Source organism: Streptomyces sp. NBC_01481, from assembly GCF_026339995.1.
GTDB lineage: Bacteria > Actinomycetota > Actinomycetes > Streptomycetales > Streptomycetaceae > Streptomyces.
In genome coordinates this window covers 1,013,187-1,035,743 of record NZ_JAPEPT010000002.1, presented here as the reverse complement: position 1 = coordinate 1,035,743, position 22,557 = coordinate 1,013,187, and the positions used below count along the sequence as shown (strand labels likewise).

General features: G+C 69.3%; 21 protein-coding genes. 14 read left to right on the top strand and 7 right to left on the bottom strand.

Annotated elements, in window-relative coordinates; all coding sequences use genetic code 11:
* Positions 1–151: 151 nt before the first annotated feature.
* The 3 genes from OOK40_RS15380 to OOK40_RS15370 are packed head-to-tail and all read left to right on the top strand — an operon-like array spanning position 152 to position 3,302.
* Positions 152–1,129 carry a S1C family serine protease gene (locus OOK40_RS15380; protein ID WP_266481035.1) on the top strand — a complete coding sequence of 326 codons (978 nt, stop codon included), beginning with the start codon at positions 152–154 and terminating at the stop codon, positions 1,127–1,129.
* 20 nt (positions 1,130–1,149) lie between these two features.
* The gene (locus OOK40_RS15375) at positions 1,150–1,872 is read left to right on the top strand and encodes a response regulator transcription factor (RefSeq protein WP_266481033.1); all 723 of its coding nucleotides are present in this window, start codon (positions 1,150–1,152) and stop codon (positions 1,870–1,872) included.
* Positions 1,869–3,302 (top strand): cell wall metabolism sensor histidine kinase WalK, encoded by a 1,434-nt coding sequence (locus tag OOK40_RS15370; protein WP_266481030.1) that lies wholly within the window; start codon positions 1,869–1,871, stop codon positions 3,300–3,302. The genes OOK40_RS15375 and OOK40_RS15370 overlap by 4 nt, the downstream gene beginning before the upstream one ends.
* Before the next feature lie 67 nt (positions 3,303–3,369).
* Here OOK40_RS15370 and OOK40_RS15365 read toward each other — a convergent pair whose 3' ends face one another.
* Both OOK40_RS15365 and OOK40_RS15360 read right to left on the bottom strand, forming a co-directional pair.
* A complete protein-coding gene (locus OOK40_RS15365) occupies positions 3,370–4,239 on the bottom strand; it encodes a phosphatidylinositol-specific phospholipase C (RefSeq protein WP_266481028.1) in 870 nt (289 codons plus the stop codon).
* Positions 4,240–4,414: 175 nt separating this feature from the next.
* Positions 4,415–6,220 carry a bifunctional UDP-sugar hydrolase/5'-nucleotidase gene (locus OOK40_RS15360; protein ID WP_266481027.1) on the bottom strand — a complete coding sequence of 602 codons (1,806 nt, stop codon included), beginning with the start codon at positions 6,218–6,220 and terminating at the stop codon, positions 4,415–4,417.
* Between the two features lie 196 nt (positions 6,221–6,416).
* On the opposite strand from OOK40_RS15360, the gene mshD reads away from it, so the two are divergent.
* The 8 genes from mshD to pstB all read left to right on the top strand — a co-directional run bounded on the left by mshD (position 6,417) and on the right by pstB (position 16,070).
* A complete protein-coding gene (mshD, locus tag OOK40_RS15355; protein ID WP_266481026.1) occupies positions 6,417–7,337 on the top strand; it encodes a mycothiol synthase in 921 nt (306 codons plus the stop codon).
* A gap of 431 nt (positions 7,338–7,768) precedes the next feature.
* A complete protein-coding gene (locus tag OOK40_RS15350) occupies positions 7,769–9,997 on the top strand; it encodes an RNA degradosome polyphosphate kinase (protein ID WP_323136064.1) in 2,229 nt (742 codons plus the stop codon).
* Between the two features lie 16 nt (positions 9,998–10,013).
* Entirely contained in the window at positions 10,014–11,081 is a 1,068-nt protein-coding gene (locus OOK40_RS15345; protein ID WP_266481754.1) for a CHAD domain-containing protein, read from the top strand.
* 64 nt (positions 11,082–11,145) lie between these two features.
* Entirely contained in the window at positions 11,146–11,574 is a 429-nt protein-coding gene (locus tag OOK40_RS15340; RefSeq protein WP_266481023.1) for an NUDIX hydrolase, read from the top strand.
* Positions 11,575–11,962: 388 nt separating this feature from the next.
* Positions 11,963–13,096, top strand: a complete 1,134-nt coding sequence (pstS, locus tag OOK40_RS15335) for a phosphate ABC transporter substrate-binding protein PstS (protein WP_266481022.1) — start codon at positions 11,963–11,965, stop codon at positions 13,094–13,096.
* A gap of 101 nt (positions 13,097–13,197) precedes the next feature.
* Positions 13,198–14,190, top strand: a complete 993-nt coding sequence (pstC, locus tag OOK40_RS15330) for a phosphate ABC transporter permease subunit PstC (RefSeq protein ID WP_266481021.1) — start codon at positions 13,198–13,200, stop codon at positions 14,188–14,190.
* Positions 14,187–15,263, top strand: coding sequence for a phosphate ABC transporter permease PstA (gene pstA / locus OOK40_RS15325; RefSeq protein WP_266481020.1), 1,077 nt, complete (start codon positions 14,187–14,189; stop codon positions 15,261–15,263). Before pstC ends, pstA begins: the two co-directional genes overlap by 4 nt.
* A 30-nt stretch (positions 15,264–15,293) precedes the next feature.
* Positions 15,294–16,070, top strand: coding sequence for a phosphate ABC transporter ATP-binding protein PstB (gene pstB, locus OOK40_RS15320; RefSeq protein WP_266481019.1), 777 nt, complete (start codon positions 15,294–15,296; stop codon positions 16,068–16,070).
* Positions 16,071–16,350: 280 nt separating this feature from the next.
* Here pstB and OOK40_RS15315 read toward each other — a convergent pair whose 3' ends face one another.
* Both OOK40_RS15315 and OOK40_RS15310 read right to left on the bottom strand, forming a co-directional pair.
* Complete coding sequence (locus OOK40_RS15315) at positions 16,351–17,349, bottom strand: inorganic phosphate transporter (protein ID WP_266481018.1); 999 nt, start codon at positions 17,347–17,349, stop codon at positions 16,351–16,353.
* A gap of 5 nt (positions 17,350–17,354) precedes the next feature.
* Positions 17,355–17,975 carry a DUF47 domain-containing protein gene (locus OOK40_RS15310; protein ID WP_266481017.1) on the bottom strand — a complete coding sequence of 207 codons (621 nt, stop codon included), beginning with the start codon at positions 17,973–17,975 and terminating at the stop codon, positions 17,355–17,357.
* 212 nt (positions 17,976–18,187) lie between these two features.
* Here OOK40_RS15310 and OOK40_RS15305 point away from each other — a divergent pair, with 212 nt between their 5' ends.
* The gene (locus tag OOK40_RS15305) at positions 18,188–18,520 is read left to right on the top strand and encodes a metal-sensitive transcriptional regulator (RefSeq protein WP_266481016.1); all 333 of its coding nucleotides are present in this window, start codon (positions 18,188–18,190) and stop codon (positions 18,518–18,520) included.
* A 120-nt stretch (positions 18,521–18,640) separates the two neighbouring features.
* Here OOK40_RS15305 and OOK40_RS15300 read toward each other — a convergent pair whose 3' ends face one another.
* Entirely contained in the window at positions 18,641–18,823 is a 183-nt protein-coding gene (locus OOK40_RS15300; RefSeq protein ID WP_266481015.1) for a hypothetical protein, read from the bottom strand.
* Positions 18,824–18,908: 85 nt separating this feature from the next.
* A complete protein-coding gene (locus OOK40_RS15295) occupies positions 18,909–19,739 on the bottom strand; it encodes a hypothetical protein (RefSeq protein WP_266481014.1) in 831 nt (276 codons plus the stop codon).
* A 121-nt stretch (positions 19,740–19,860) separates the two neighbouring features.
* Between OOK40_RS15295 and OOK40_RS15290 the strand changes: the two genes are divergently transcribed.
* The gene (locus OOK40_RS15290; protein ID WP_266481013.1) at positions 19,861–20,052 is read left to right on the top strand and encodes a hypothetical protein; all 192 of its coding nucleotides are present in this window, start codon (positions 19,861–19,863) and stop codon (positions 20,050–20,052) included.
* Positions 20,053–20,128: 76 nt separating this feature from the next.
* Positions 20,129–21,706: an FAD-binding oxidoreductase gene (locus OOK40_RS15285; protein ID WP_266481012.1), complete on the top strand. Its 1,578-nt coding sequence runs from the start codon at positions 20,129–20,131 to the stop codon at positions 21,704–21,706.
* A gap of 53 nt (positions 21,707–21,759) precedes the next feature.
* On the opposite strand, the gene OOK40_RS15280 is transcribed toward OOK40_RS15285, so the two are convergent.
* The gene (locus OOK40_RS15280) at positions 21,760–22,506 is read right to left on the bottom strand and encodes a phosphatase PAP2 family protein (RefSeq protein WP_266481011.1); all 747 of its coding nucleotides are present in this window, start codon (positions 22,504–22,506) and stop codon (positions 21,760–21,762) included.
* Positions 22,507–22,557: the final 51 nt, after the last annotated feature.

Sequence of the window (22,557 nt, the reverse complement as noted above, 5' to 3'; positions counted from 1 at the left end):
CCCCTTCCCTGAACTGGGGCAGGGGCGGGGTGGGGGACAAACCCCGGCGCACCCACGACCCCGGAACCTTTGCGTCGGGCATACACAGATCTGTCGGGCTTCTCAGCGCACCCTCAGGTCGCTCTCATCTACAGGCCCGACAGTAAGCGCCATGACGGACAACTACAGCTACCCGCAGCAGCCCCAGCCGCCGCACCACCAGCCGTACGACGCGGGCGTCTACCCCCCGCCCCCGTCCCAGCAGCCCGCGCCCCCGCGGGCCAAGGCCAAGCGGCCCGTCGCGCTCATCGCCGCCGTCGCCATCGCCGCCGCGGTCGTCGGCGGCGGCGCCTCCGTGCTCGTGCAGCAGCTCACCGACAGCAACACCGGCAGCAGCGGCTCCGCCGTCCCCGGCACCACCGTCGCCCAGAGCAGCAAGGGCACCGTCGCCGGAGTCGCCCAGGCCGTCTCCCCGAGCATCGTGGAGATCAACGCGACCTCCAGCGCCGGGCAGTCCACCGGATCCGGCGTGATCATCACCGCCGACGGCGAGATCATCACCAACAACCACGTCATCGCCGGGGCCGACTCCGTGAAGGTCCGGCTCAGCAACGGCAAGACGTACACCGCCAAGGTCGTCGGCACCGACCCCGGCAAGGATCTCGCCCTGATCAAGCTGGAGGGCGCGAGTGGCCTCAAGGCCGCCGCACTCGGCGACTCCAGCAAGATCGCGGTCGGCGACGAGGTCGTGGCAATCGGTTCGCCCGAGGGCCTGACCGGCACCGTCACCAGCGGAATCGTCTCCGCCCTGAACCGCGACGTGACCGTCGCGAAGGAGCAGGACCCGGGTCAGCAGCAGGACCCCCGCCAGGGCTGGCCCTTCGAGTTCGGCGGGCAGCAGTTCAACGGCGACACGGGCTCGTCGAAGACGACGTACAAGGCGATCCAGACCGACGCCTCCCTCAACCCCGGCAATTCCGGCGGCGCCCTGATCAACATGAACGGCGAGATCATCGGCATCAACTCCGCGATGTACTCGCCCAGTTCGGCCACCGGATCCACCGCGGGCAGCGTCGGGCTCGGCTTCGCCATCCCCGTCAACACCGTCAAGGCCGACCTGGACGACCTGCGCTCCGGCGGCAACAGCTGACCGCGTGCGAGGCTGAAGCCATGACGACCCCCCGCGAAGGCGAACGCATCCTCATCGTCGACGACGAGCCCGCCGTCCGTGAGGCGCTCCAGCGCTCGCTCGCCTTCGAGGGGTACGGGACCGAGGTCGCCGTCGACGGCGTCGACGCCCTCACGCGGGCGGAGGCGTACGCCCCCGACCTGATCGTCCTCGACATCCAGATGCCCCGGATGGACGGCCTGACCGCGGCCCGTCGGCTGCGCGCCGCCGGGTCGAAGACGCCGATCCTGATGCTGACCGCGCGGGACACCGTGGGCGACCGGGTGACGGGACTCGACGCGGGCGCCGACGACTACCTGGTCAAGCCGTTCGAGCTGGACGAGCTGTTCGCCCGGATCCGCGCGCTGCTGCGGCGCAGCTCGTACGCGACGACGGCGGGCGCGGCGACCGACGACGACGTGCTGGCCTTCGCCGATCTGCGGATGGACCTGGCGACCCGCGAGGTCCACCGCGGCACACGCCGGGTGGAGCTGACCCGTACCGAATTCACGCTGCTCGAGATGTTCCTGGCGCATCCGCGTCAGGTGCTGACCCGTGAGCAGATTCTCAAGGCTGTATGGGGCTTCGACTTCGAGCCCAGTTCGAATTCGCTGGATGTGTATGTGATGTATCTGCGGCGCAAGACGGAGGCGGCCGGGGAGCCGCGCCTGGTCCACACGGTGCGCGGCGTGGGGTACGCGTTGCGGTCGGGCGGCCCGGAGTGATCAGAAGGTTCCGCGCGCTGCCGCTCCGGTCGCGGCTGGCGCTGCTGGTGGCGGTCGCCGTTGCGGTGGCGGTCGCGGCCGTCTCCACCGCGTGCTGGTTCGTCGTACGCGGCAAGCTGTACGACGAGATCGACTCCAAGCTGAAGGCCGAGATCTCAGGCATCCAGTTGGGGACCGCCGAGATTGCCGCCGGACTGCGCAGCTGCCCCCATGGCCCGGCCCCCCGCACCGACATGGGGAAGCCCGTCTACTACTACGAGCTCGTCCGCACCTCCGACGACAAACCGTGCGTCTTCGGCATCTCCGCGGGCACAGTCAAGGTCGACAGCAGCGACCAGGACGTGGCGCGCAGAGCGGACCCGACCGTCTGGACCTTCCGCAACGGCGCGGACACCGAGGGCAATGATGTGCGCGTGCTCACCGTCGCGGTCATCGCCACGGGCCCTGGCGGCGGCGTCGTCTCGGACACCGCGCTGCTGATCGGACACCCGCTCAAGCCGACCGAAGGCACCCTCAACGACCTCGCCCTCCTGCTCCTCATCGCCTCCGGCATCGGCGTCGTCGGCGCGGGCCTCGCCGGTCTCTGGGTCGCCCGCACCGGGCTCAAGCCCGTCGACCGGCTCACCGGGGCCGTCGAGCATGTCGCCCGTACCGAGGATCTGACCGTGCGCATCCCGGTCGAGGGCGAGGACGAGATCGCCCGGCTGTCCCGTTCCTTCAACTCGATGACCGCCGCGCTCGCCAGTTCCCGCGACCGGCAGGCACAGCTGATCGCGGACGCCGGGCACGAGTTGCGGACGCCGCTGACCTCGCTGCGTACGAATATCGAGCTTCTGGCGCGCAGCGACGCGACGGGCCGGGCGATCCCGCCCGCCGACCGGGCCGCGCTGATGGCCTCGGTCAAGGCGCAGATGACGGAACTGGCCGCGCTCATCGGCGACTTGCAGGAGCTGTCTCGCCCCGATGCCGTGGACCGGGGGCCGCTGAAGGTGGTCGCCCTGCACGAGATCGCTCAGGCCGCGCTGGAGCGGGCGCGGCTGCGCGGTCCGGAGCTGAGTTTCGAGGCGGAGCTGGAGCCCTGGTACGTACGGGCGGAGCCGGCCGCGCTGGAGCGGGCGCTGGTCAATGTGCTGGACAACGCGGTGAAGTTCTCGCCGCCGGGCGGGACGGTCGAGGTGGGCCTGCGCCAGGGCGAGCTGACCGTGCGGGATCACGGTCCGGGCATCGGGCCCGATGAACTCCCGCATGTCTTCGAGCGGTTCTGGCGCTCGCCGTCGGCCCGCGCGCTGCCCGGCTCGGGGCTCGGGCTCTCGATCGTGGCCCGCACGGTGCAGCAGTCGGGCGGTGAGATCTCGCTGGGCCCGGCGGCGGGCGGCGGTACACGCGCGGTGATCCGGCTGCCGGGGGCGGCGACGCCACCCCCGGCCTAGGGACTAGGCCCTGTCCGGTCGATCTTGCCGGGCTCGCGGGCCCTGGCACGGATCGACCGGACAGGACCTAGTTGTGCCGGATGAGTGAATCGACCAGGCCCGAACGGGTGTTGGGGAAGTCCATGGGCACGATGCCGAGCCCCTTCCAGCCGCCGGCCTCCGAGCCGTTGATGAAGGTATGGACCCTGGGGTTGAGGTTGTCGGAGTTCCAGCGCGGCGGCAGATACGCGGAGGTGCTGACGAAGTTGATGAACAGCTTCCCGGGCTGCTGGGCCGCATTGCGGAAGTGCGCCTCGATCTTGGGGTACTTGGCGTTCGGCGCGGCGTTCCAGTCGTCCTGGATGTCGAAGACCGCGCTGTCCCACCATTTGACGCCGGGCAGTCCGCCGTTGTCGGCGATGAGGACGACCTTGCCGCGTGCCTCGCCCAGCGACGGCAGTCCGTCGCCGATGCGGAACAGCGGGCGCCAGCCCTTGGTGTCGAGGTAGGTGTCGAAGACGCGGCGGAAGGTCGCGTCGCTCTCCTGCGAGTACTCCTGCTTGACGCGCATGAGGACCGTCTCGGAGGGGTGGGCGCCCAGGAAGTCCCGGCAGGCGATGAGCACATCGCCGAACATCAGGTTCTGGTAGGCCGCGCCGTGGTGGATGGCGAACGAGTCACCGGTGACCCGGCACCGTACGTCCAGAAAGCGGATGCCGCTGTTCAACTGGTCGGCGATGGTGGTGTTCTGGCACTCGGCCCAGAGCCCGCCGAAGCGCGCGCCCGAGTCGTGGGTGCCGGGGATCGTCAGCCGCGCGAGGGCGGTGCTGTCCGCGCTGCCCGACATCCAGTCCTGCGCGGACAGGGTGCGGCGGGGTGCGGCGAAGGCGGGGGGTGCGCCGATGAGTGCGGTGGCGGAGACAGCTGCCGCGCCCGCGAGAAAGCTCCGTCGGTCCATGGTCCGGGATTATGGCGGGGTCACGTCAAGAAGCACAGGCTCAGGACTGGCCAGTAACCAACGGCTGAATCCGGCCTCGTCATCCGTAATCCGGCCTCGTCATCAGGCCGTGTCCCCGCATGCCGGTGGGGCGGCAGCCCCGTGGCCCGCCGCCCCACCGTCCTGCCGGGAACCGCTACTTCACCACGGTGATCCGGCCCGTCGCCGGCGGCGCCAGCGGCGCGCTCGCGCTGGAGTGCGCGGCCAGGTAGGCGTTGAGGATCTCCAGGTCGGAGGCGCCGACGAGCTTGTTCTTGTGCTCCTTGAACACCGGGAAGCCGTCACCGCCGCCCGCCAGGAACTCGTTCATCGCGACCCGGTAGGTCTTCGCCGGGTCGATCGCCTCACCGTTCAGCTTGACCGAGGAGTCGACGATCCGGTCGGCGCCGGTCTTCGTCAGATCCAGGGTGTAGGTGAAGCCCTTCGACACCTGGAGGATCTTCGGGGCCGCCTGATTCGCGCCACTCACCTGCTGCTTGAGCGCGGTGATCAGCTGCGCGCCGGTCAGGTCGACGACATTCATCATGTTGGTGAACGGCTGCACGGTGAATGCCTCGCCGTACGTCACCACGCCGTCGCCCTCACTGCCGGACGCCTTGTGGACCAGGCCCGCCCGGATGCCGCCCGGGTTCATGAAGGCGATCTGCGCGCCGCCCTTGTCCGCCGGGGCGAGACCCTCCTGCTGCGCGTCCGTGATCAGGTTGCCCAGCGGCTTCTCGACCGCCTCGAAGGGGTTCTCGATGTCGGCGGAGATGTAGCCGACGGGGCGGCTCGCAATCGGCGCGGCCAGCTTGTTCCACCGCTGGATCAGCGCCGTCATGTCCTCGGCCTTGGCCACGTCACGGGTGACGACATGGTTCGCGGAGGCCACGGCCGTACGGACGATGTCGTTGGTACGACGGTCGTAGGTGAGCGTCGTGTCGGTGTAGAGCTTGCCGAACGAGGCGGCCGAGGTGACCGTGCGCGGCTTGCCGGACGGGTCCGGGATGGTGCACGCGTACGCCTGGTGGGTGTGGCCCGTCACCAGGGCGTCGACCTGCGGGCTGATCTTCTTGGCGATGTCGACGATCGGGCCCGAGACGCCGTCGCCGGGGCCGGGGCTGTCACAGTTGTAGTTGTACGAGGTGGAGGCGGGCAGGCCGCCCTCGTGGATCAGGGCGACGATCGACTTGACGCCCTTGCGCTCAAGCACCTTGGTGTACTTGTTGATCGTCTCGACCTCGTCGCCGAACTTCAGGCCCTTGACGCCCTCGGCGCTGACGATGTTCGGCGTGCCCTCCAGGGTCACCCCGATGAAGCCGATCTTGACCCCGTTCTTCTTCCAGATGAAGTAGGGGTCGAGCAGCGGCTTGCCGGTCTTCTCCTTCGTCACGTTGGCGGCGAGATACGGGAAGTCCGCGCCCTCGAACGTCGTGCCCGACTCGTAGCAGCCGTCGGTCTTGTGACAGCCGCCGTTCTGCATCCGGGCGAGCTCGCGGGCGCCCTCGTCGAACTCGTGGTTGCCGACGGAGGTGACGTCGAGGTTCAGCTTGTTCAGCGCCTCGATGGTCGGCTCGTCGTGGAAGAGCCCGGAGAGCAGCGGCGAGGCGCCGATCATGTCGCCGGCGGCGGCGGTGATCGAGTACCTGTTGTCCTTGCGGGCCTCGCGCAGATGCGTGGCGAGGTACTCGACACCGCCCGCGTCGATGGTCTTGGTCGTGCCGTCCGGGTTGGTGTGGGTGACCCGCCCGGCCGAGCCGGCAGGCGGCTCCAGGTTTCCGTGCAAGTCGTTGAAGGACAGCAGCTGTACGTCCACGGTGCGGCCGTATCCATGGCCGTGTCCGTGTCCGTGGCCGCTCTCCTGGGCGCCTGCGGGCATCGCGGCGACCAGCGCGCCGACGGTGGTCAGCCCGGCGAGTGCGGCGAGTATGCGGCGGCGGGTCTTGTGCGGTGTCGCTGACATCTGTCCCCTTGTCAGTTTCAGCGTGGCGTAAGGGAATGCGAGCGGAAGCCTAGAGTCAACGCGCGTAGCGCGACAGGGGTATCCGGGTTACGACCAGATTGCTTTCGCGCCAGATTGGGCGGATCTTCGCACCACGGGTCAAAATGCCGAACCTCGCAGATCCCGCGCCCGCCACCTCCCGCCGTACGCTCGACACATGACCACTGACGCAGTGTTTCCGGAGCCCGGTCGGCAGATCCAGACCGTGGACGAGCTCAGCCCCGAGCAGGCCGAAGCCGTGCTCGGCATGCTCGCCGAAGCCGCCCGCGCCGATGGGATGCAGGCCGTCTCCGAGCAGGGCCGGCTGCAGCTGCGCGGCGGCAGGCGGGAGGGCGTGCGGCATCTGCTGCTCACCGTCGGGGGCGAGCTGGTCGGATACGCGCAGCTGGAGGACACCGACCCCGTCGAGGCCCCGGCAGCCGAACTGGTCGTGCACCCCGGGCACCGGGGCGGCCACGGGCGGGCGCTGGGCAGCGCGTTGCTGGGCGCCTCCGGCAAGCGGCTGCGGGTGTGGGCGCACGGCGGGAAGTCCGCCGCGCGGCATCTCGCGCAGGTGCTCGGGCTGACCCTCTTCCGCGAACTGCGCCAGCTGCGGCGGCCGTTGAACCTGCTGGACATTCCCGAGCCGGTGTTCCCGGCCGGCGTGACCGTACGCACCTTCGTGCCCGGACAGGACGACGCCGCCTGGCTCGCCCTCAACGCCGCGGCCTTCGCCCACCACCCCGAGCAGGGCTCGCTCACCCAGCGGGACCTCGACGACCGCAAGGCCGAGCCCTGGTTCGACCCGAAGGGCTTTTTCCTGGCCGAGCGCGACGGGGAGCTCATCGGCTTCCACTGGACGAAGGTGCACGCCGAGGAGCAGCTCGGCGAGGTGTACGTCGTCGGCATCCGGCCCGACGCCCAGGGCGGCGGCCTCGGCAAGGCCCTCACCGCGATCGGGCTGCGGCATCTCGCCGCGCAGGGGCTGCCGACCGCGATGCTCTACGTCGACGCGGACAACGCGGCGGCGCTGAGCGTGTACGAGCGCCTCGGCTTCACGACGCACGAAGTGGATCTCATGTACCGCACGGAGTCCTGAGGACGGGCACCGCACAGCGGCGCGGCCGGGCTGCGGTCGCCGGACGGGCTTCGGTCGTGCCCGGGCCCGGTCGCCGGACGGGCTGGACGCGGCACGCTGTGCCGTGTCCCCGGTCGCATGACGGCCCGTTGTGCCTCGTCCTCGATCGCCGGGAGGGCTTGCCACGGCCGCCCGGCGCCAGCATCCTGGCTGCTGCGCAGGCGTCACGGCCGCCACACCCCGTAACGGGGGTCCGCCGGACACGGGGAATCGCCCCCGCGAGACCCGCCACGCTTCCCCTCACGTCATGTCGTCGTTACCGGCCATTCAGACGACCTTGCGACCCTCACTCAATGCAGCCCGCTGTGCCCGCATCCCCAAATGGGAAAATTCCCCCCACTCCGGCCCTCTCCGACGCGCCCTTCCTGTCATCCACGCGGAAGAATGGGTCCATGAGTCAGCAGCCCGCCGAGGTACCGGCCCAGCACCCCCAGCCGTCCGTCGGTTCCATAGCCGCACACCGCCCGCACACCGTCGCGGCCACGGTGTCCGAGCTCGAACCCGATATCGACGCCGACCTCGATGCGTACGAGGAAGATCACGACGGCGAGGGCGCCGAACTGCCCCAGGGGCGGTTCCTCGACCGCGAGCGCAGCTGGCTCGCCTTCAACGAGCGCGTCCTCGAACTCGCCGAGGACCCCGCGACACCCCTGCTGGAGCGGGCCAACTTCCTCGCGATCTTCGCCTCCAACCTGGACGAGTTCTTCATGGTCCGGGTGGCGGGCCTGAAGCGCCGCATCGCGACGGGTGTCGCCACCCGCTCCGCGTCCGGCCTGCAGCCCCGCGAGGTCCTCGACCTGATCTGGACCCGCTCCCGCGAGCTCATGGCCCGGCACGCCGCCTGCTACCAGCAGGACATAGCCCCGGCGCTCGCCGACGAGTCGATCCACCTCATCCGCTGGCCAGATCTCACCGAGAAGGAGCAGGCGCGCCTGTTCACGCTGTTCCGGCAGCAGATCTTCCCGGTGCTCACCCCACTGGCCGTCGACCCCGCGCACCCCTTCCCGTACATCTCGGGTCTCTCGCTGAACCTCGCGGTCGTCGTACGCAACCCCGTGAGCGGCCACCGCCACTTCGCCCGGGTCAAGGTCCCGCCCCTGCTGTCGCGCTTCCTGGAGGCCTCCCCGCAGCGGTACGTCCCCCTGGAGGACGTCATCGCCGCGCACTTGGAGGAGCTGTTCCCCGGCATGGAGGTGCTCGACCACCACATGTTCCGGGTGACCAGGAACGAGGACCTGGAGGTCGAGGAGGACGACGCCGAGAATCTGCTCCAGGCCCTGGAGAAGGAGCTCATGCGGCGCCGGTTCGGCCCGCCGGTGCGGCTCGAGGTCGAGGAGTCCATCGACCCGTACGTCCTGGACCTGCTGGTCCGTGAGCTGAAGATCTCCGACTCCGAGGTCTACCCGCTGCCTGGACCGCTCGATCTGACCAGCCTCTTCGGTATCGCCTCCCTCGACCGGCCCGAGCTGAAGTACCAGAAGTTCATCGCGGGCACCCACCGGGACCTCGCCGAGGTCGAGTCCGCGTCCGCGCCCGACATCTTCATGGCGCTGCGAGAGCGCGACGTACTGCTGCACCACCCGTACGACTCGTTCTCGACCTCCGTCCAGGCCTTCCTGGAGCAGGCCGCGGCGGACCCCGACGTGCTGACCATCAAGCAGACGCTGTACCGCACCTCCGGCGAGTCCCCGATCGTCGACGCCCTCATCGACGCCGCCGACTCCGGCAAGCAGGTCCTGGTGCTCGTCGAGATCAAGGCCCGCTTCGACGAGCAGGCCAACATCAAGTGGGCACGCAAGCTGGAGGAGGCCGGCTGCCACGTCGTCTACGGGCTCGTCGGGCTGAAGACCCACTGCAAGCTCTCGCTCGTGGTCCGCCAGGAGGGCGAGACGCTGCGCCGCTACTCCCACGTCGGCACCGGCAACTACCACCCCAAGACCGCGAGGCTGTACGAGGACCTGGGGCTGCTGACCGCGGACCCGCAGGTCGGCGCGGACCTCTCCGACCTGTTCAACCGGCTGTCGGGCTACTCCCGCCGCGAGACCTACCGCCGGCTGCTCGTCGCCCCCAAGTCCCTGCGCGACGGCCTCATCGCCCGGATCAACAAGGAAGTGGCGCACCACCGCGCCGGGCGCCCCGCCTACGTACGCTTCAAGGTCAACTCGATGGTGGACGAGGCGATCATCGACGCCTGCTACCGGGCATCCATGGCGGGTGTGCCGGTGGACATCTGGGTCCGCGGCATCTGCGCGATACGCCCCGGAGTCGCGGGCCTCTCGGAGAACATCCGGGTGCGCTCGATCCTCGGGCGCTTCCTCGAGCACTCCCGGATCTTCGCCTTCGGCAACGGCGGCGAGCCCGAAGTGTGGTTCGGCAGCGCCGACATGATGCACCGCAACCTCGACCGCCGCATCGAGGCACTGGTCCGGGTCACCGACCCGGCCCACCGCGCGGCCCTCACCCGTCTCCTCGAGACCGGCATGTCCGACACCACGTCCTCCTGGCACCTCGGCCCGGACGGCACCTGGACCCGGCATGCGACGGACGGGGAAGGCCAGCCGCTGCGGAACGTACAGGAGATGCTCATAGACGCCCGGAGGCGCCGGCGTGCACAGCCCTGATATCTCCCGGCACGACGTGGAGGTCGTCCCGGCCGCCGCCCCCGCCCCCGTCACGGCGGGCGACGCGCTGGCCGGGTACCTCCATACGCAGGCGGGCGACTTCCTGCGCAGTCTGCGGATGCACACCGAGAGCGGCGCGGACACCGCGGGCGTGGCACAGGCCGCGGCAGCGCTCCGCCAGGCGTCCCGCCGGATCAGCGGGACGCTGCACACCTTCCGTCCGCTGCTCGACCCCTCCTGGGCGGACGATCTGCGCACCGAACTGGCCTGGCTGTCGGCGACGTTGGCCCAGGAGCACGCCTGCACCTCCAGGCTCGCGCGGCTGCTGGAGGCGCTGTCGCGGCTGTCGGGGGCGAGCCCGCTGCCACCGGCCAGGGGGGAACTGCGGCCGCCCGGCGCCGATGCCGCCACCGCCGCCCCGGAAACCGCGGCCGCCGGCCGCCCCACGGGCAGCCTGACCGTGGGCGCCGCCCGGGCGGGCGCCCTGCTGGAGCGGCAGCTGACACTGGCCCGCACCCGCGCCCACTCCGCCGCGCTCCAGGCGCTCGGCTCCTCCCGCTTCCACGCGGTCGCCGACTCCGTCGCCGTGCTCGCCTCCGAGCTGCCGCTCGGCCCGATGGCCGCCGCCCCGGCCGCCGAGGCCCTTGCGCTGCCCGCAGAGAACGCCGAGCGGCGGCTGCTCGAAGCCGTGGCCGCCCTGCCGCTGGGCCGGGCCTCGCACCCGTACAACGCCGAGGCCCTGGTCCACGGCCTGGCCACCGCATCGGCCGAAGAGGCCCAGGACTCCCCCTGGCACCAGGTGCGGCTGCTGCTGCGACTGCACCGCTACGCCCAGGAGGTGCTCCACCCGCAGGCGGACCCGGTGCTCTGCCACGCGGGCCTGGTCCTGGACCGCCACCGGGACGCCGCCGCGGCCGCCGCGGCCGCCGCGGCCGCGGCCCGCACACCTCGCATCGCCCCGGCCACCGCGTACGCCCTGGGTGTGCTGCACGCCGACCAGCGGCACGAGGTGGAGGCTGCCCGGTTCGCCTTCCAGCAGGTGTGGCAGCGGGCGACGGAGCCGACGCCCGTGACGGCCCCGTGAGAGACACACGGCAACCGATCAGTAAAGCCGCCCGTCACGGACGGCTTCTACGAGGAGCAGCCGTATGAACAACGACTCGGTGATTCTTGCGGCGGGCTGCGTCCTGTGGCGTCGCTCGTCCTTTGGCAACGGGATCGAGATCGCCCTGGTCCATCGACCGAAATGGGATGACTGGTCCCACCCGAAAGGCAAGCTGAAGCGCGGCGAGGACGCCCGTGGGGGAGCAGTGCGCGAAGTGCTGGAGGAAACCGGCATGACGTGCGACCTGGGCCCCGAGCTGCCCACCGTCTGGTACCAGGTCGAGGGCCGCCCCAAGGAGGTCCGCTACTGGGCGGCCGAGGCGACCGGCGGATCGTTCGTGCCGAACCGGGAAGTGGATCGCATGGTGTGGCTGCCGCCCGCCGAGGCACGCGGCCGCCTGACGCAGCACCGGGACAGGCAGCTCGTCTCCGCGCTCCTCGACACCCTTCATGTGACCAAGGACGGGATCTGACGACCAGTACGCCGGGCGCACCGTGTCCGGGCATGTCACGATATTCGTCATATCCCAAAGGCAGGTTCCAGCGCAGGCAGGCACCGCGCTTCCCGTTGCCCGGCCGCCTCCGCGCGTCACATTGCGAAAGATCGCCCAGACATGGACGCTCCCCTTGACGCTCTTCACTCGGCGGAAGCTTGCCGGCCCCCTTTGACTCCCGGCACTCAGCTGCCCGACACGGTTCACCTTCCGTTCACCCTCTCCCGTCGGCGGCTTCACCTCTTCTGCCTAATTTCGGCCCTACGCGGTGACCGGCGCAGTGCCGGTCCCCCCACCCCGACACACGCCGCCATATACGTGTCAGACAACAGTCAGCGTCCGGCGGCCCTTGGAAGGAACACCCGAAGTGAAGCTTCAGCGCAAGAACGGCCTTCGCGCCACCGCGCTCGGTGCCCTCGCCGTGACCGGCGCCCTGGTCCTCACGGCGTGTGGTTCGGACGACAACGCCGGCACCACCGGCGGCAGTGGCGAGAAGACCAGCGCCGCATCGAACATCAAGTGTGACGGCGCGAAGGGCAAGCTCCTTGCCTCCGGCTCCAGCGCGCAGAAGAACGCCATGGACGTGTGGGTCAAGAACTACATGGCCGCGTGCACGGGCGTCGAGGTCAACTACAAGTCCTCCTCCTCCGGTGAGGGCATCGTCGCCTTCAACCAGGGCACCGTCGGCTTCGCCGGTTCCGACTCGGCGCTCAAGCCCGAAGAGGTCACCGACTCGAAGAAGATCTGCAAGGGCGGCCAGGGCATCAACCTGCCCATGGTCGGCGGCCCGATCGCCATCGGCTACAACGTGCCGGGCGTGGAGAAGCTGAACCTGGACGCCGCGACGGTGGCCAAGATCTTCAACAACAAGATCAAGAACTGGAACGACCCGGCGATCGCCAAGCTGAACCCGGGCGCCAAGCTCCCGGCCACGTCGATCCAGGCCTTCCACCGCTCCGAGGACTCCGGCACCACGCAGAACCTCGGCAAGTACCTGTCCGCCACGGCGAAGGCCGACTGGCCCTACGAGCCCGAGAAGAAGTGGCCGGCCCCGGGTGGCCAGGCCGCGTCCGGCTCCGCCGGTGTCGCCGCGCAGGTCAAGCAGGCCGAAGGCGCGATCGGCTACTTCGAGCTCTCCTACGCGACCTCGCAGCAGATCCCGACCGTGAACATCGCCACCGGTGCTGCCGCCCCGGTCGAGGCCACCTCCGAGAACGCCTCCAAGGCCATCGCCGCCGCCAAGATCAAGGGCACCGGCAAGGACTTGGCCCTCGGTCTCGACTACACCACCAAGGCCGACGGCGCCTACCCGATCGTCCTGGTGACCTACGAGATCGCCTGCGACACCGGCAACAAGGCCGAGACCCTGGGCACGGTCAAGTCCTTCCTGACCTACGCCGCCAGCGAAGAGGGCCAGAAGGTTCTCTCCGCCGCCGGTTACGCCCCGATCCCGGCCGAGATCAACGCCAAGGTCCGCGAGACCGTTGCGGGTCTGAACTAGCGAAAAAGGCCGGCGGGGGCAATCTGCCCCCGCCGGCCACCTTCATCCGGTGCACCGCCGCCAGGGGAGTCTGCCGCTCCCCACCACAGACCGGAAAGATCATGGCTTCCACCACACCCATAGACTCCCCTCCCCCGGCTCCGCCGGTCACCAGGAAGAGCACGTCCACCGGCCGCGCAGGCGACAAGGTCTTCCTGGGCCTGTCCCGCGGGTCGGGCATCCTGCTTCTGGTGATCATGGCGTCGATCGCCGTGTTCCTGACCTACCGCGCCGCGCTTGCCATTTCGAAGGACGAGGCCAACTTCCTCACCTACTTCGACTGGAACCCGGCAGGCGACCCGCCGATGTTCGGCATCGCGGTCCTCCTCTTCGGCACCGTGATCAGCTCGATCATCGCGATGGTGATCGCCGTCCCGATCGCCGTCGGCATCGCGCTGTTCATCTCGCACTACGCGCCGCGCAGGCTTGCCGCCCCCATCGCCTACGTCGTCGATCTGCTGGCCGCCGTGCCGTCGATCATCTACGGCATCTGGGGCGCGCTCTTCCTTGTCCCGTACATGGAAGGCCTCAACCTCTGGCTGGACGAGTTCTTCGGCTGGACGTACATCTTCGAGAAGACCGAGGTCGGCGTCGCCCGCTCGCTGTTCACCGTGGGCGTGCTGCTGGCGATCATGATCCTTCCGATCGTGACCAGCGTCAGCCGCGAAGTCTTCCTCCAGGTCCCGAAGATGAACGAAGAAGCCGCGCTCGCCCTGGGCGCCACCCGCTGGGAGGTCATCCGCATGTCGGTCCTGCCCTTCGGCCGCTCCGGCGTGATCTCCGCCTCGATGCTGGGCCTCGGCCGCGCGCTCGGCGAGACGATGGCCGTCGCCACGGTCCTCTCCCCGAACTTCCTGATCTCCTGGCATCTGCTCAACCCGGGCGGCGGAACGTTTGCCCAGAACATCGCCGCCAAGTTCGACGAGGCCAATGAGCTCGGGCGCGACGCCCTGATCGCCTCCGGTCTCGTCCTCTTCATCCTCACCCTGCTGGTCAACGGCGCGGCCCGTCTGATCATTGCTCGCCGCAAGGAGTACTCGGGGGCCAACGCATGAGCCAGACAGCCATACAGGACAGGCCGACCCCGTCGCCCGCCCCCCGCAAGGGCAGCCTCAGCGGCCGCTCCCTCCCCCGCTGGGCCCCGATCGGATTCGCGATCGTCTCCATCGGCCTCGGCGTCGGCCTCTGCCTCGCGGCCAACTGGGAGAGCCGGGTTCAGTGGGGCCTCATCTCGGCCCTCTTCTTCCTGGTCATCTCGTACATCACGACCACGATCGTCGAGAACAAGCGCCAGGCCAAGGACCGCCTGGCCACCAGCATCGTCTGGGTGTGCTTCATCCTCGCCGTGATCCCGCTGTTCTCGCTGATCTGGGTGACCGTCAGCCGCGGTGCGAAGGCGCTCAACGGGTACTTCCTCAGCCACTCGATGGCCGGTGTCCCCGGCTTCGAAGAGGGCGGCGGCGTCTACCACGCCATCATCGGCACCCTGGAGCAGGTCGGCCTCGCCACCATCATGTCCGTACCGATCGGCCTGCTGACGGCGATCTACCTGGTGGAGTACGGCAAGGGGGCGCTCGCCAAGGCCGTCACCTTCTTCGTCGACGTCATGACGGGCATCCCGTCGATCGTCGCGGGTCTGTTCATCCTGTCGATCATGCTGATTCTCGAGCTCCAGCCGTCCGGCTTCATGGGCGCTCTCGCGCTGTCGATTCTGATGATCCCGGTCGTGGTCCGCTCCACCGAGGAGATGCTCAAGCTCGTCCCGAACGAGCTGCGCGAGGCTTCGCTCGCCCTGGGCGTGCCGAAGTACCGCACGATCCTGAAGGTGGTTGTCCCGACCGCGCTCGGCGGTATCACCACCGGTGTGATGCTCGCGATCGCACGTATCGCCGGTGAGACCGCGCCGATCATGCTGCTTGTCTTCGGCAGCCAGCTGATCAACAGCAACCCGTTCGAAGGCGCCCAGTCCTCGCTCCCCTTCTACATCTGGGAGCAGTACCGGGTCGGCAGCGCGGCGTCCTACGACCGCGCATGGGCCGGAGCCCTGGTCCTGATCGCCTTCGTCATGATCCTCAACCTGGTGGCCCGCGGCATCGCCCGCTGGAAGGCCCCGAAGACCGGCCGCTGACCGCGGCTTACGAAAGAAGCAGTGATTCAGATGGCCAAGCGAATCGACGTCAGCGGCCTCAGCGCCTTCTACGGCTCCCACAAGGCGATCGAGGACATCTCGATGACCGTGGAGCCCCGCTCCGTGACGGCCTTCATCGGCCCGTCCGGCTGTGGCAAGTCAACCTTCCTGCGCACCCTGAACCGGATGCACGAGGTCACCCCCGGTGGCCGCGTCGAGGGCAAGGTGCTGCTGGACGACGAGAACCTCTACGCCTCGAACGTCGACCCGGTCGCCGTGCGCCGCACGGTCGGCATGGTCTTCCAGCGCCCGAACCCCTTCCCGACGATGTCGATCTTCGACAATGTCGCGGCGGGGCTGAGGCTGAACCGCTCGTACAAGAAGAGCCGGCTGGCGGACGTCGTCGAGAAGTCCCTCAAGGGCGCGAACCTCTGGAACGAGGTCAAGGACCGGCTGAACAAGCCCGGTTCCGGCCTCTCCGGCGGTCAGCAGCAGCGCCTGTGCATCGCCCGCGCGATCGCGGTCGAGCCGGACGTGCTGCTGATGGACGAGCCGTGCTCGGCGCTGGACCCGATCTCGACGCTCGCGATCGAGGACCTGATCGGTGAGCTGAAGGAGCGCTTCACGATCGTCATCGTGACGCACAACATGCAGCAGGCGGCGCGTGTCTCGGACCGTACGGCGTTCTTCAACCTGTCGGCGGTCGGGCAGCCCGGAAAGCTGATCGAGATAGACGAGACGGAGCGGATCTTCGCCAACCCGTCGGTCCAGGCCACCGAGGACTACATCTCGGGCCGCTTCGGATAGTCACCCCGGTCCGTGGTGGCCGTGGGCGGGCGTTGACGGAAGTCACCCGGTTCGTGGATGCCGTGGGCCAGGGGGCGTTGGCGGTTGCTCCGGGTGGTGGGTTTCGCGGGCGATAGCCAGGCGCCGGTGGGTTTCACGGGCGAAGCGCCGCCCCACACCCCACGGCCCCCTAGACCGTCTCGCGGTGCTGCATGGCGGTGCCACCGCAAGGCGAAGGGCCCGCCCCTCTCTCCCAGAGGGGCGGGCCCACTTATATGTCCGCTTATATGTCCGCCCGGGTCTAGCCGAAGACCAGGTAGACCAAGCCATAGCTCAGCGCAGCGACACACGCCGCAGCCGGCATCGTGATGAACCACCCCATGACGATGTTCTTCGCGACGCCCCACCGCACCGCGTTCACCCGCTTCGTCGCCCCGGCACCCATGATCGCCGAGGTGATCACATGAGTCGTCGAGATCGGCGCCTGAAACAGAAACGCCGAGCCGAACATGATCGACGCCCCCGTCGTCTCCGCCGCGAACCCCTGCGGCGGGTCCAGCTCGATGATCTTGCGGCCGAGCGTCCGCATGATGCGCCAGCCGCCCGCGTACGTACCGAGCGAGAGCATCATCGCGCAGGCGATCTTGACCCAGAGAGGAATCGAGTCGCCCTGGTCCTCCACATCGGCGATGACCAGCGCCATCACCACGATGCCCATCGTCTTCTGCGCGTCCTGGAGACCGTGACCGAGCGCCATGCCCGCCGCCGAGACGGTCTGGGCTATCCGGAAACCGCGCTTGGCCTTGGAAGGGTTGGACTTACGGAACATCCACATGATCGCGACCATCACCAGATAGCCGACGAGCAGACCGACGACCGGCGAGACGAACATCGGGATGACGATCTTGTCGAGCACACCCGACCAGATCACCCCGGTCCCGCCCGCGAGCGCCGCGCCCACCATGCCGCCGAACAGCGCGTGGGAGGAGGACGACGGCAGACCGAAGTACCAGGTGACCAGGTTCCATACGATCGCGCCGACCAGCGCCGCGAAGAGGATGCCCATCCCCTGCGAGCCCGTCGGCGTCTCGATGATCCCTTCGCTGACGGTGTTGGCGACGCCCTGACCGAGGAAGGCACCGGCGAGATTCATGACCGCGGCCATCACCAGGGCAGCGCGCGGTGTCAGCGCGCGCGTGGAGACCGAGGTCGCGATCGCGTTCGCCGAGTCGTGGAAGCCGTTGGTGTAGGTGAATCCGAGCGCGACACCAATGGTCACGATCAGCGCAAAGGTGTCCACGTGGTTCAGGACTCCTTGACCGCGATGGTCTCCACGGTGTTCGCGACATGCTCGAAGGCGTCGGCTGCTTCTTCGAGCACATCGACGATCTGCTTGAGCTTGAGCACCTCGATGGCGTCGTACTTACCGTTGAAGAGCGTCGCAAGGAGCTTGCGGTGGATCTGGTCGGCCTGGTTCTCGAGGCGGTTGACCTCGATCCAGTACTCGGTGAGGTTGTCCATGGTCCGCAGGTGCGGCATGGCCTCCGCGGTCAGGTCGGCCGCCCGTGCCAGCACCTCGATCTGCTGCTCGACACCCTTGGGGAGCTCCTCGACCTGGTAGAGCACGACCAGGTCGACGGCTTCCTCCATGAAGTCCATGATGTCGTCGAGCGACGAAGCGAGTTTGTAGATGTCCTCGCGGTCGAACGGCGTGATGAACGAGGAGTTCAGCTGGTGGAAGATGGCGTGGGTGGCGTCGTCACCAGCATGCTCCGCCGCCCGCATCCGTTCCGCGATCTCGGCCCGGGCGGAAGCATCCGCTCCGAGCAGTTCCATCAGGAGCTTGGAGCCCGTGACGATGTTGTCCGCGGATGCGGCAAACATGTCATAGAAGCTCGTCTCCCTGGGGGTCAGACGAAATCGCACGTGGGGTCCTCGGGATGCTCTGGATTCGGTCAGGCTGATGCTAGGCGCATCATCCGGCCACGGCTAACCGGCGTTCCTCAGTGTCGCCCATCGACCAGCGGGATCAGCACGGGCCCCCGCCCCCCATCCGGCATGATTCGTTACGATATACCCACGAGGGGTATGCAGCCCATGTTTTTCGGACAGGTACAACGGGACAACGGGAGGACGCGATGACGACCACCGAGGCGGACGGCCCCCCGGTCACGGACCACGACCACGGAGTGCACGGCTACCACAAGCAGAAGGACGAACACCTCAAGCGCCTGCGCCGCATCGAGGGCCAGATCCGGGGACTGCAGCGCATGGTCGACGAGGACGTCTACTGCATCGACATACTCACCCAGGTCTCGGCGTCCACCAAGGCCTTGCAGTCCTTCGCGCTCCAACTGCTCGAGGAGCATCTGCGGCACTGCGTCGCGGACGCCGCGGTGAGGGGCGGCGACGAGATCGACGCGAAGGTCGAGGAGGCGACGAAGGCCATCGCCCGCCTGCTCCGTACCTGACCGGCCACCACCCGCGCTCCGTACCTGACCGGCCGGCGATCGGCCGACACGCATCGTGGCCGATAAGCACCGGAGGCAGGGCGCGGCGACGGCGTCCCGGCCGCACCCCTGGTCAATGCCTCATTGCTGCCCGGTCGGAGCGGATCGCTCGGCCGCCACCTTCAGCACCTCGTCGATACGGTCCGGGCTGAGCCTCTCCTCGTCCGCGGCGGACGCCGCGATGATCAACTCGCCACACAGCTCGATCTCGGCAAGGGCCACGTGGTCCTGGACGGTCGCAGTACTGGGCGGAGCCACGCGCATTCACCTCTTCCTGCCGGTGTCGACTTCCTAGCGTAGGGAGTGATGCACGGACCGCGCATGGCACGTCCGGACCATTTAGAGGGGCCTAAGCCCTGATCCTCCCGGCGTAAATGTCCCGTTCGTCCGGCAGACGCACGGACACCGGCGTCCCGAAGTCGTACAGCAGCGTCGTCGAGGTGACGGCAACCGTGCCGCCCCCGTTGGTGAAGGTGAAGCGGTGGCGCACCTTGCGCAGCCGACCCTCGTCGTCGAGATACGCGTCGAAGGGCACCGTGTCCGTGGCGAACCCTTTCGCCGCCGCGGCCAGCGAGGCCCGCGCATGCGGTTCGGCGACCTGCGCGGCCCGGGCGATGTCGGTGATCCCGCGGTAGTGGCGGACCGTCCGGCCCGCGAGCTTCTCCTCGCCGACGTACCTCACGCCCCGCGCGCTGCGCAGCAGTTCGGCGGCGGCGAGCGGATCGGTGGCCCCGCCCGTGACCAGGTTCCCGTCCTCCAGGGTGGTCGTGTCGACCCGTACCCACTTGTCGGCGGGCACGCCCGCACCCCGGTTCTTCATATACAGAGCGCCCGGCGTCAGCAGTTCGGTGATCGGACGGTGCTGCTCCGCGCCCGCGGGGTCCTTGGGCAGGACGACCGTGAGCTGCCCCATCCGCCGCTGGAAGTCATAGCTCCCTTCGCCGCGGATGGTCACCCGGGTCCCGCCGGTGGCCATCTCCATGGACGTACGGGCCTTGGAGCTGCCGGCACCGGTGAGCACATCCGCGGCGCTGAGCACCTCGTCGGTGTGCCCGCCGCCGCGCCCGTCGTCGGCGACGGCGCCCCCGCCGCCGGAGCAGCCGCTGGTCGCCACGACCCCCAGTACGGCGGCCAGGGCAGCGAAAGTCCCGCCCCTGCGCCTGTGCTGCTGCACCACCATCGCCTGCCAACCCCCAATACCGGACCGCCGCTACGAGACCCCGCCCGCCCCGCATAACGACGGCCTGGGCCCCTCGTCACGCGGGCGCCCGCGGCGGGCGCCAACCACGTACCGTGGAGAGGTGCACCAGCAGGACGCCATCGAAGACCCCTCGGCCCACCACCACATCAGCACCGGTGAACGCGGCTCCTTCGCACTCGCCCGCTGCACCTGCGGCTGGACCGGCCCCGCCCGTCGTTCGAGAGAACGGGCGCGCACGGATGCCTCACTGCATGCCGAGTTCCAAACCTCGCCGGCCGGGACCGAGCAGTAGCGCCTGTCGGGGCAGGAAAATCACCCGCCCCGGAACCCCTCACACCGCACAGCCGTCTGGTCCTCCAGGAGGTTCCATGGACCGGCGCGCGCTGCTCACCACCGCTGTAGTTCTCACCGCTGCCGCCTGCACAGGCAAGGACGGCAACGGAGCGAACGCGGCAACCACCACCACATCGACCAAAAGCCCCAAAAGCCCCTCGCGGAGCGGATCGGCGACGACCACGTCGGCTGCCGCCGCACCCGACTGGAACGCGCTCGCGCGCGGGCTCGACGGGAAGCTCATACGCCCCGGGGACGCCGCGTACGCGAGCGCGCGGCAGCTCTACAACACCCGCTTCGACTCGCTGAAGCCCGCGGCCGTCGCGTATGTCGCGGGCGAGGACGATGTCAAGGAGTGCCTCGCCTACGCCAAGGCGCACCGCACGCCCGTCTCCATACGCAACGGCGGCCATTCCTACGCCGGTTGGTCCTCGGGAAACGGCCGGCTCGTCATCGACGTGTCCTCGCTGAACCGGGTCGGATCGGACGGCACCATAGGCGCCGGCGCCAAGCTGATCGACGTGTACAGCGCCCTCGGCAAGAGCGGCCGCACGATCCCCGCGGGCTCCTGCCCCTCCGTCGGAGTTTCCGGGCTCACCCTCGGCGGCGGGCACGGCGTCACCTCGCGTGCGTATGGTCTGACCTGCGACAGCCTCACCTCCGCCACCATCGTCACGGCCGACGGCAAGGTGCTGACCGCGAGCGCCACCCAGAACAAGGACCTGTTCTGGGCGCTGCGGGGGGCGGGCAACGGCAACTTCGGGGTCGTCACCCGGCTCCGTTTCCGTACGCATCCCACGCCCCCGACCGTCACCGCCTATCTGACCTGGCCCTGGTCCAAGGCCGCGGCGGTGCTGGCCGCCTGGCAGAAGTGGGGTCCGGCGCAGCCCGACGAGATCTGGTCGTCCGCGCATCTGGCCGCCGGGCCCGGCGGCACGCCCACGCTCTCGGTCGCCGCCTTCTCCCTCGGCAGCGAGAGCGATCTGCGCAACGCGCTCGACCGCCTCGCCGACCGGGCGGGCTCGCCCGCGCGCCATGTCTCGGTGCGCCGCCGCGGTTATCTCGACGCGATGCTCGGCTATGCGAACTGCTCGACGCTGAGCCGGGAGCAGTGCCATCTGCCCGGCACCACTCCGGGCCGCAGCAAGCAGGGGGCGCTGCAGCGCGAGACGTACGCCGCGGCCTCCGACTTCTTCGACCGCGAACTCTCCCCGGCCGGGCTGCGCGCGCTGATCTCGGCGACCGAGGCGTTCACCCGGATCTCGCCCTCCCAGGGCGGGGGCGGCGGCTCGATCGCGCTGACGGCGCTCGGCGGAGCGGTCAACCGGGTGGACCCGCTCGCGACGTCGTTCGTGCACCGGCGCTCCCGGGTGCTGGCCCAGTACATCGGCGCCTGGCGTGCCGGCACGGCGGGCTCCGCCCAGCAGGCCTGGCTGAAAAGCGCTCATGCCTCGATGCGCCGTTACGCGTCGGGGGCCGCCTACCAGAACTACATCGACCCGACGCTGACCGACTGGCGCCGGGCCTATTACGGACCCGCGGCCGACCGGCTCACCCGGCTGAAGAAGCAGTACGACCCGGACCGGGTCTTCACCTTCCCGCAGGCCCTGTAGTTCAGGCGGCGCCGCAGGCGAGGCAGTCAGCCAGGCCAGGCAGGTCAGGCGGCTCAGGCCGCAAGGCCGTTCTCGCCGACGTCCGGACCCCCGGTCCTGGGCTCCGGGATGCCGAGCGTCTCGGGCCGCCCGGCCCGGGAGGCCATCACGCGCTTCGACCGTACGAGTCGGCCGATCCGCTCCGAGGTCGCGACCGCCGACACCACCGGTGTCAGAAGCGCGAGCGCGAGCGGCGCGAGCAGCAGCGCCACCGCCGTGCCGAGCGCGAATCCGCCGACGACGTCGGTCGGATAGTGCACGCCCAGGTAGACCCGGCAGAAGCCCTCGGCGAGCGCGAGACCGATCGCGGCAAGACCGAACCTGCGGTGCGCGACGAAGAGCCCGGCCGCGATCGCCATCGCCAACGTGGCGTGGTCGCTGACGAAGGAGTAGTCGCTCTTCCCGGACACCAGGACCTCGATGCCCTGGTGGTCGCGGAAGGGCCGCGGTCTCTCGACGAACCCGCGGATGGGGATGTTGATCAGCAGCGCGATACCGGCGGCGAGCGGCGCCCAGATCAGCGCGGCGACCCCGCCGACCGAGTCCTCCGTGGTGCCGCGCCAGCGCACGCTCCACCAGCACCACAGGACGAGAAGGACCATCGCGAGCATGATTCCGTACTCGCCGACGAACACCATGGTGCGGTCGAGCCACGACGGGGCGTCCTTGGCCAGGCCGTTGATGTCGTAGAGCAGGCTGAGGTCGGGGTCAGACCCGCCCCTTGACTGCGTCAGGGGGAACCCCAATGCGAGTCCAGCCATCTGCTGCGGCCCCTTGCCTTGTGCCTGGTGTGACGCACCTTCCGGGTGCGC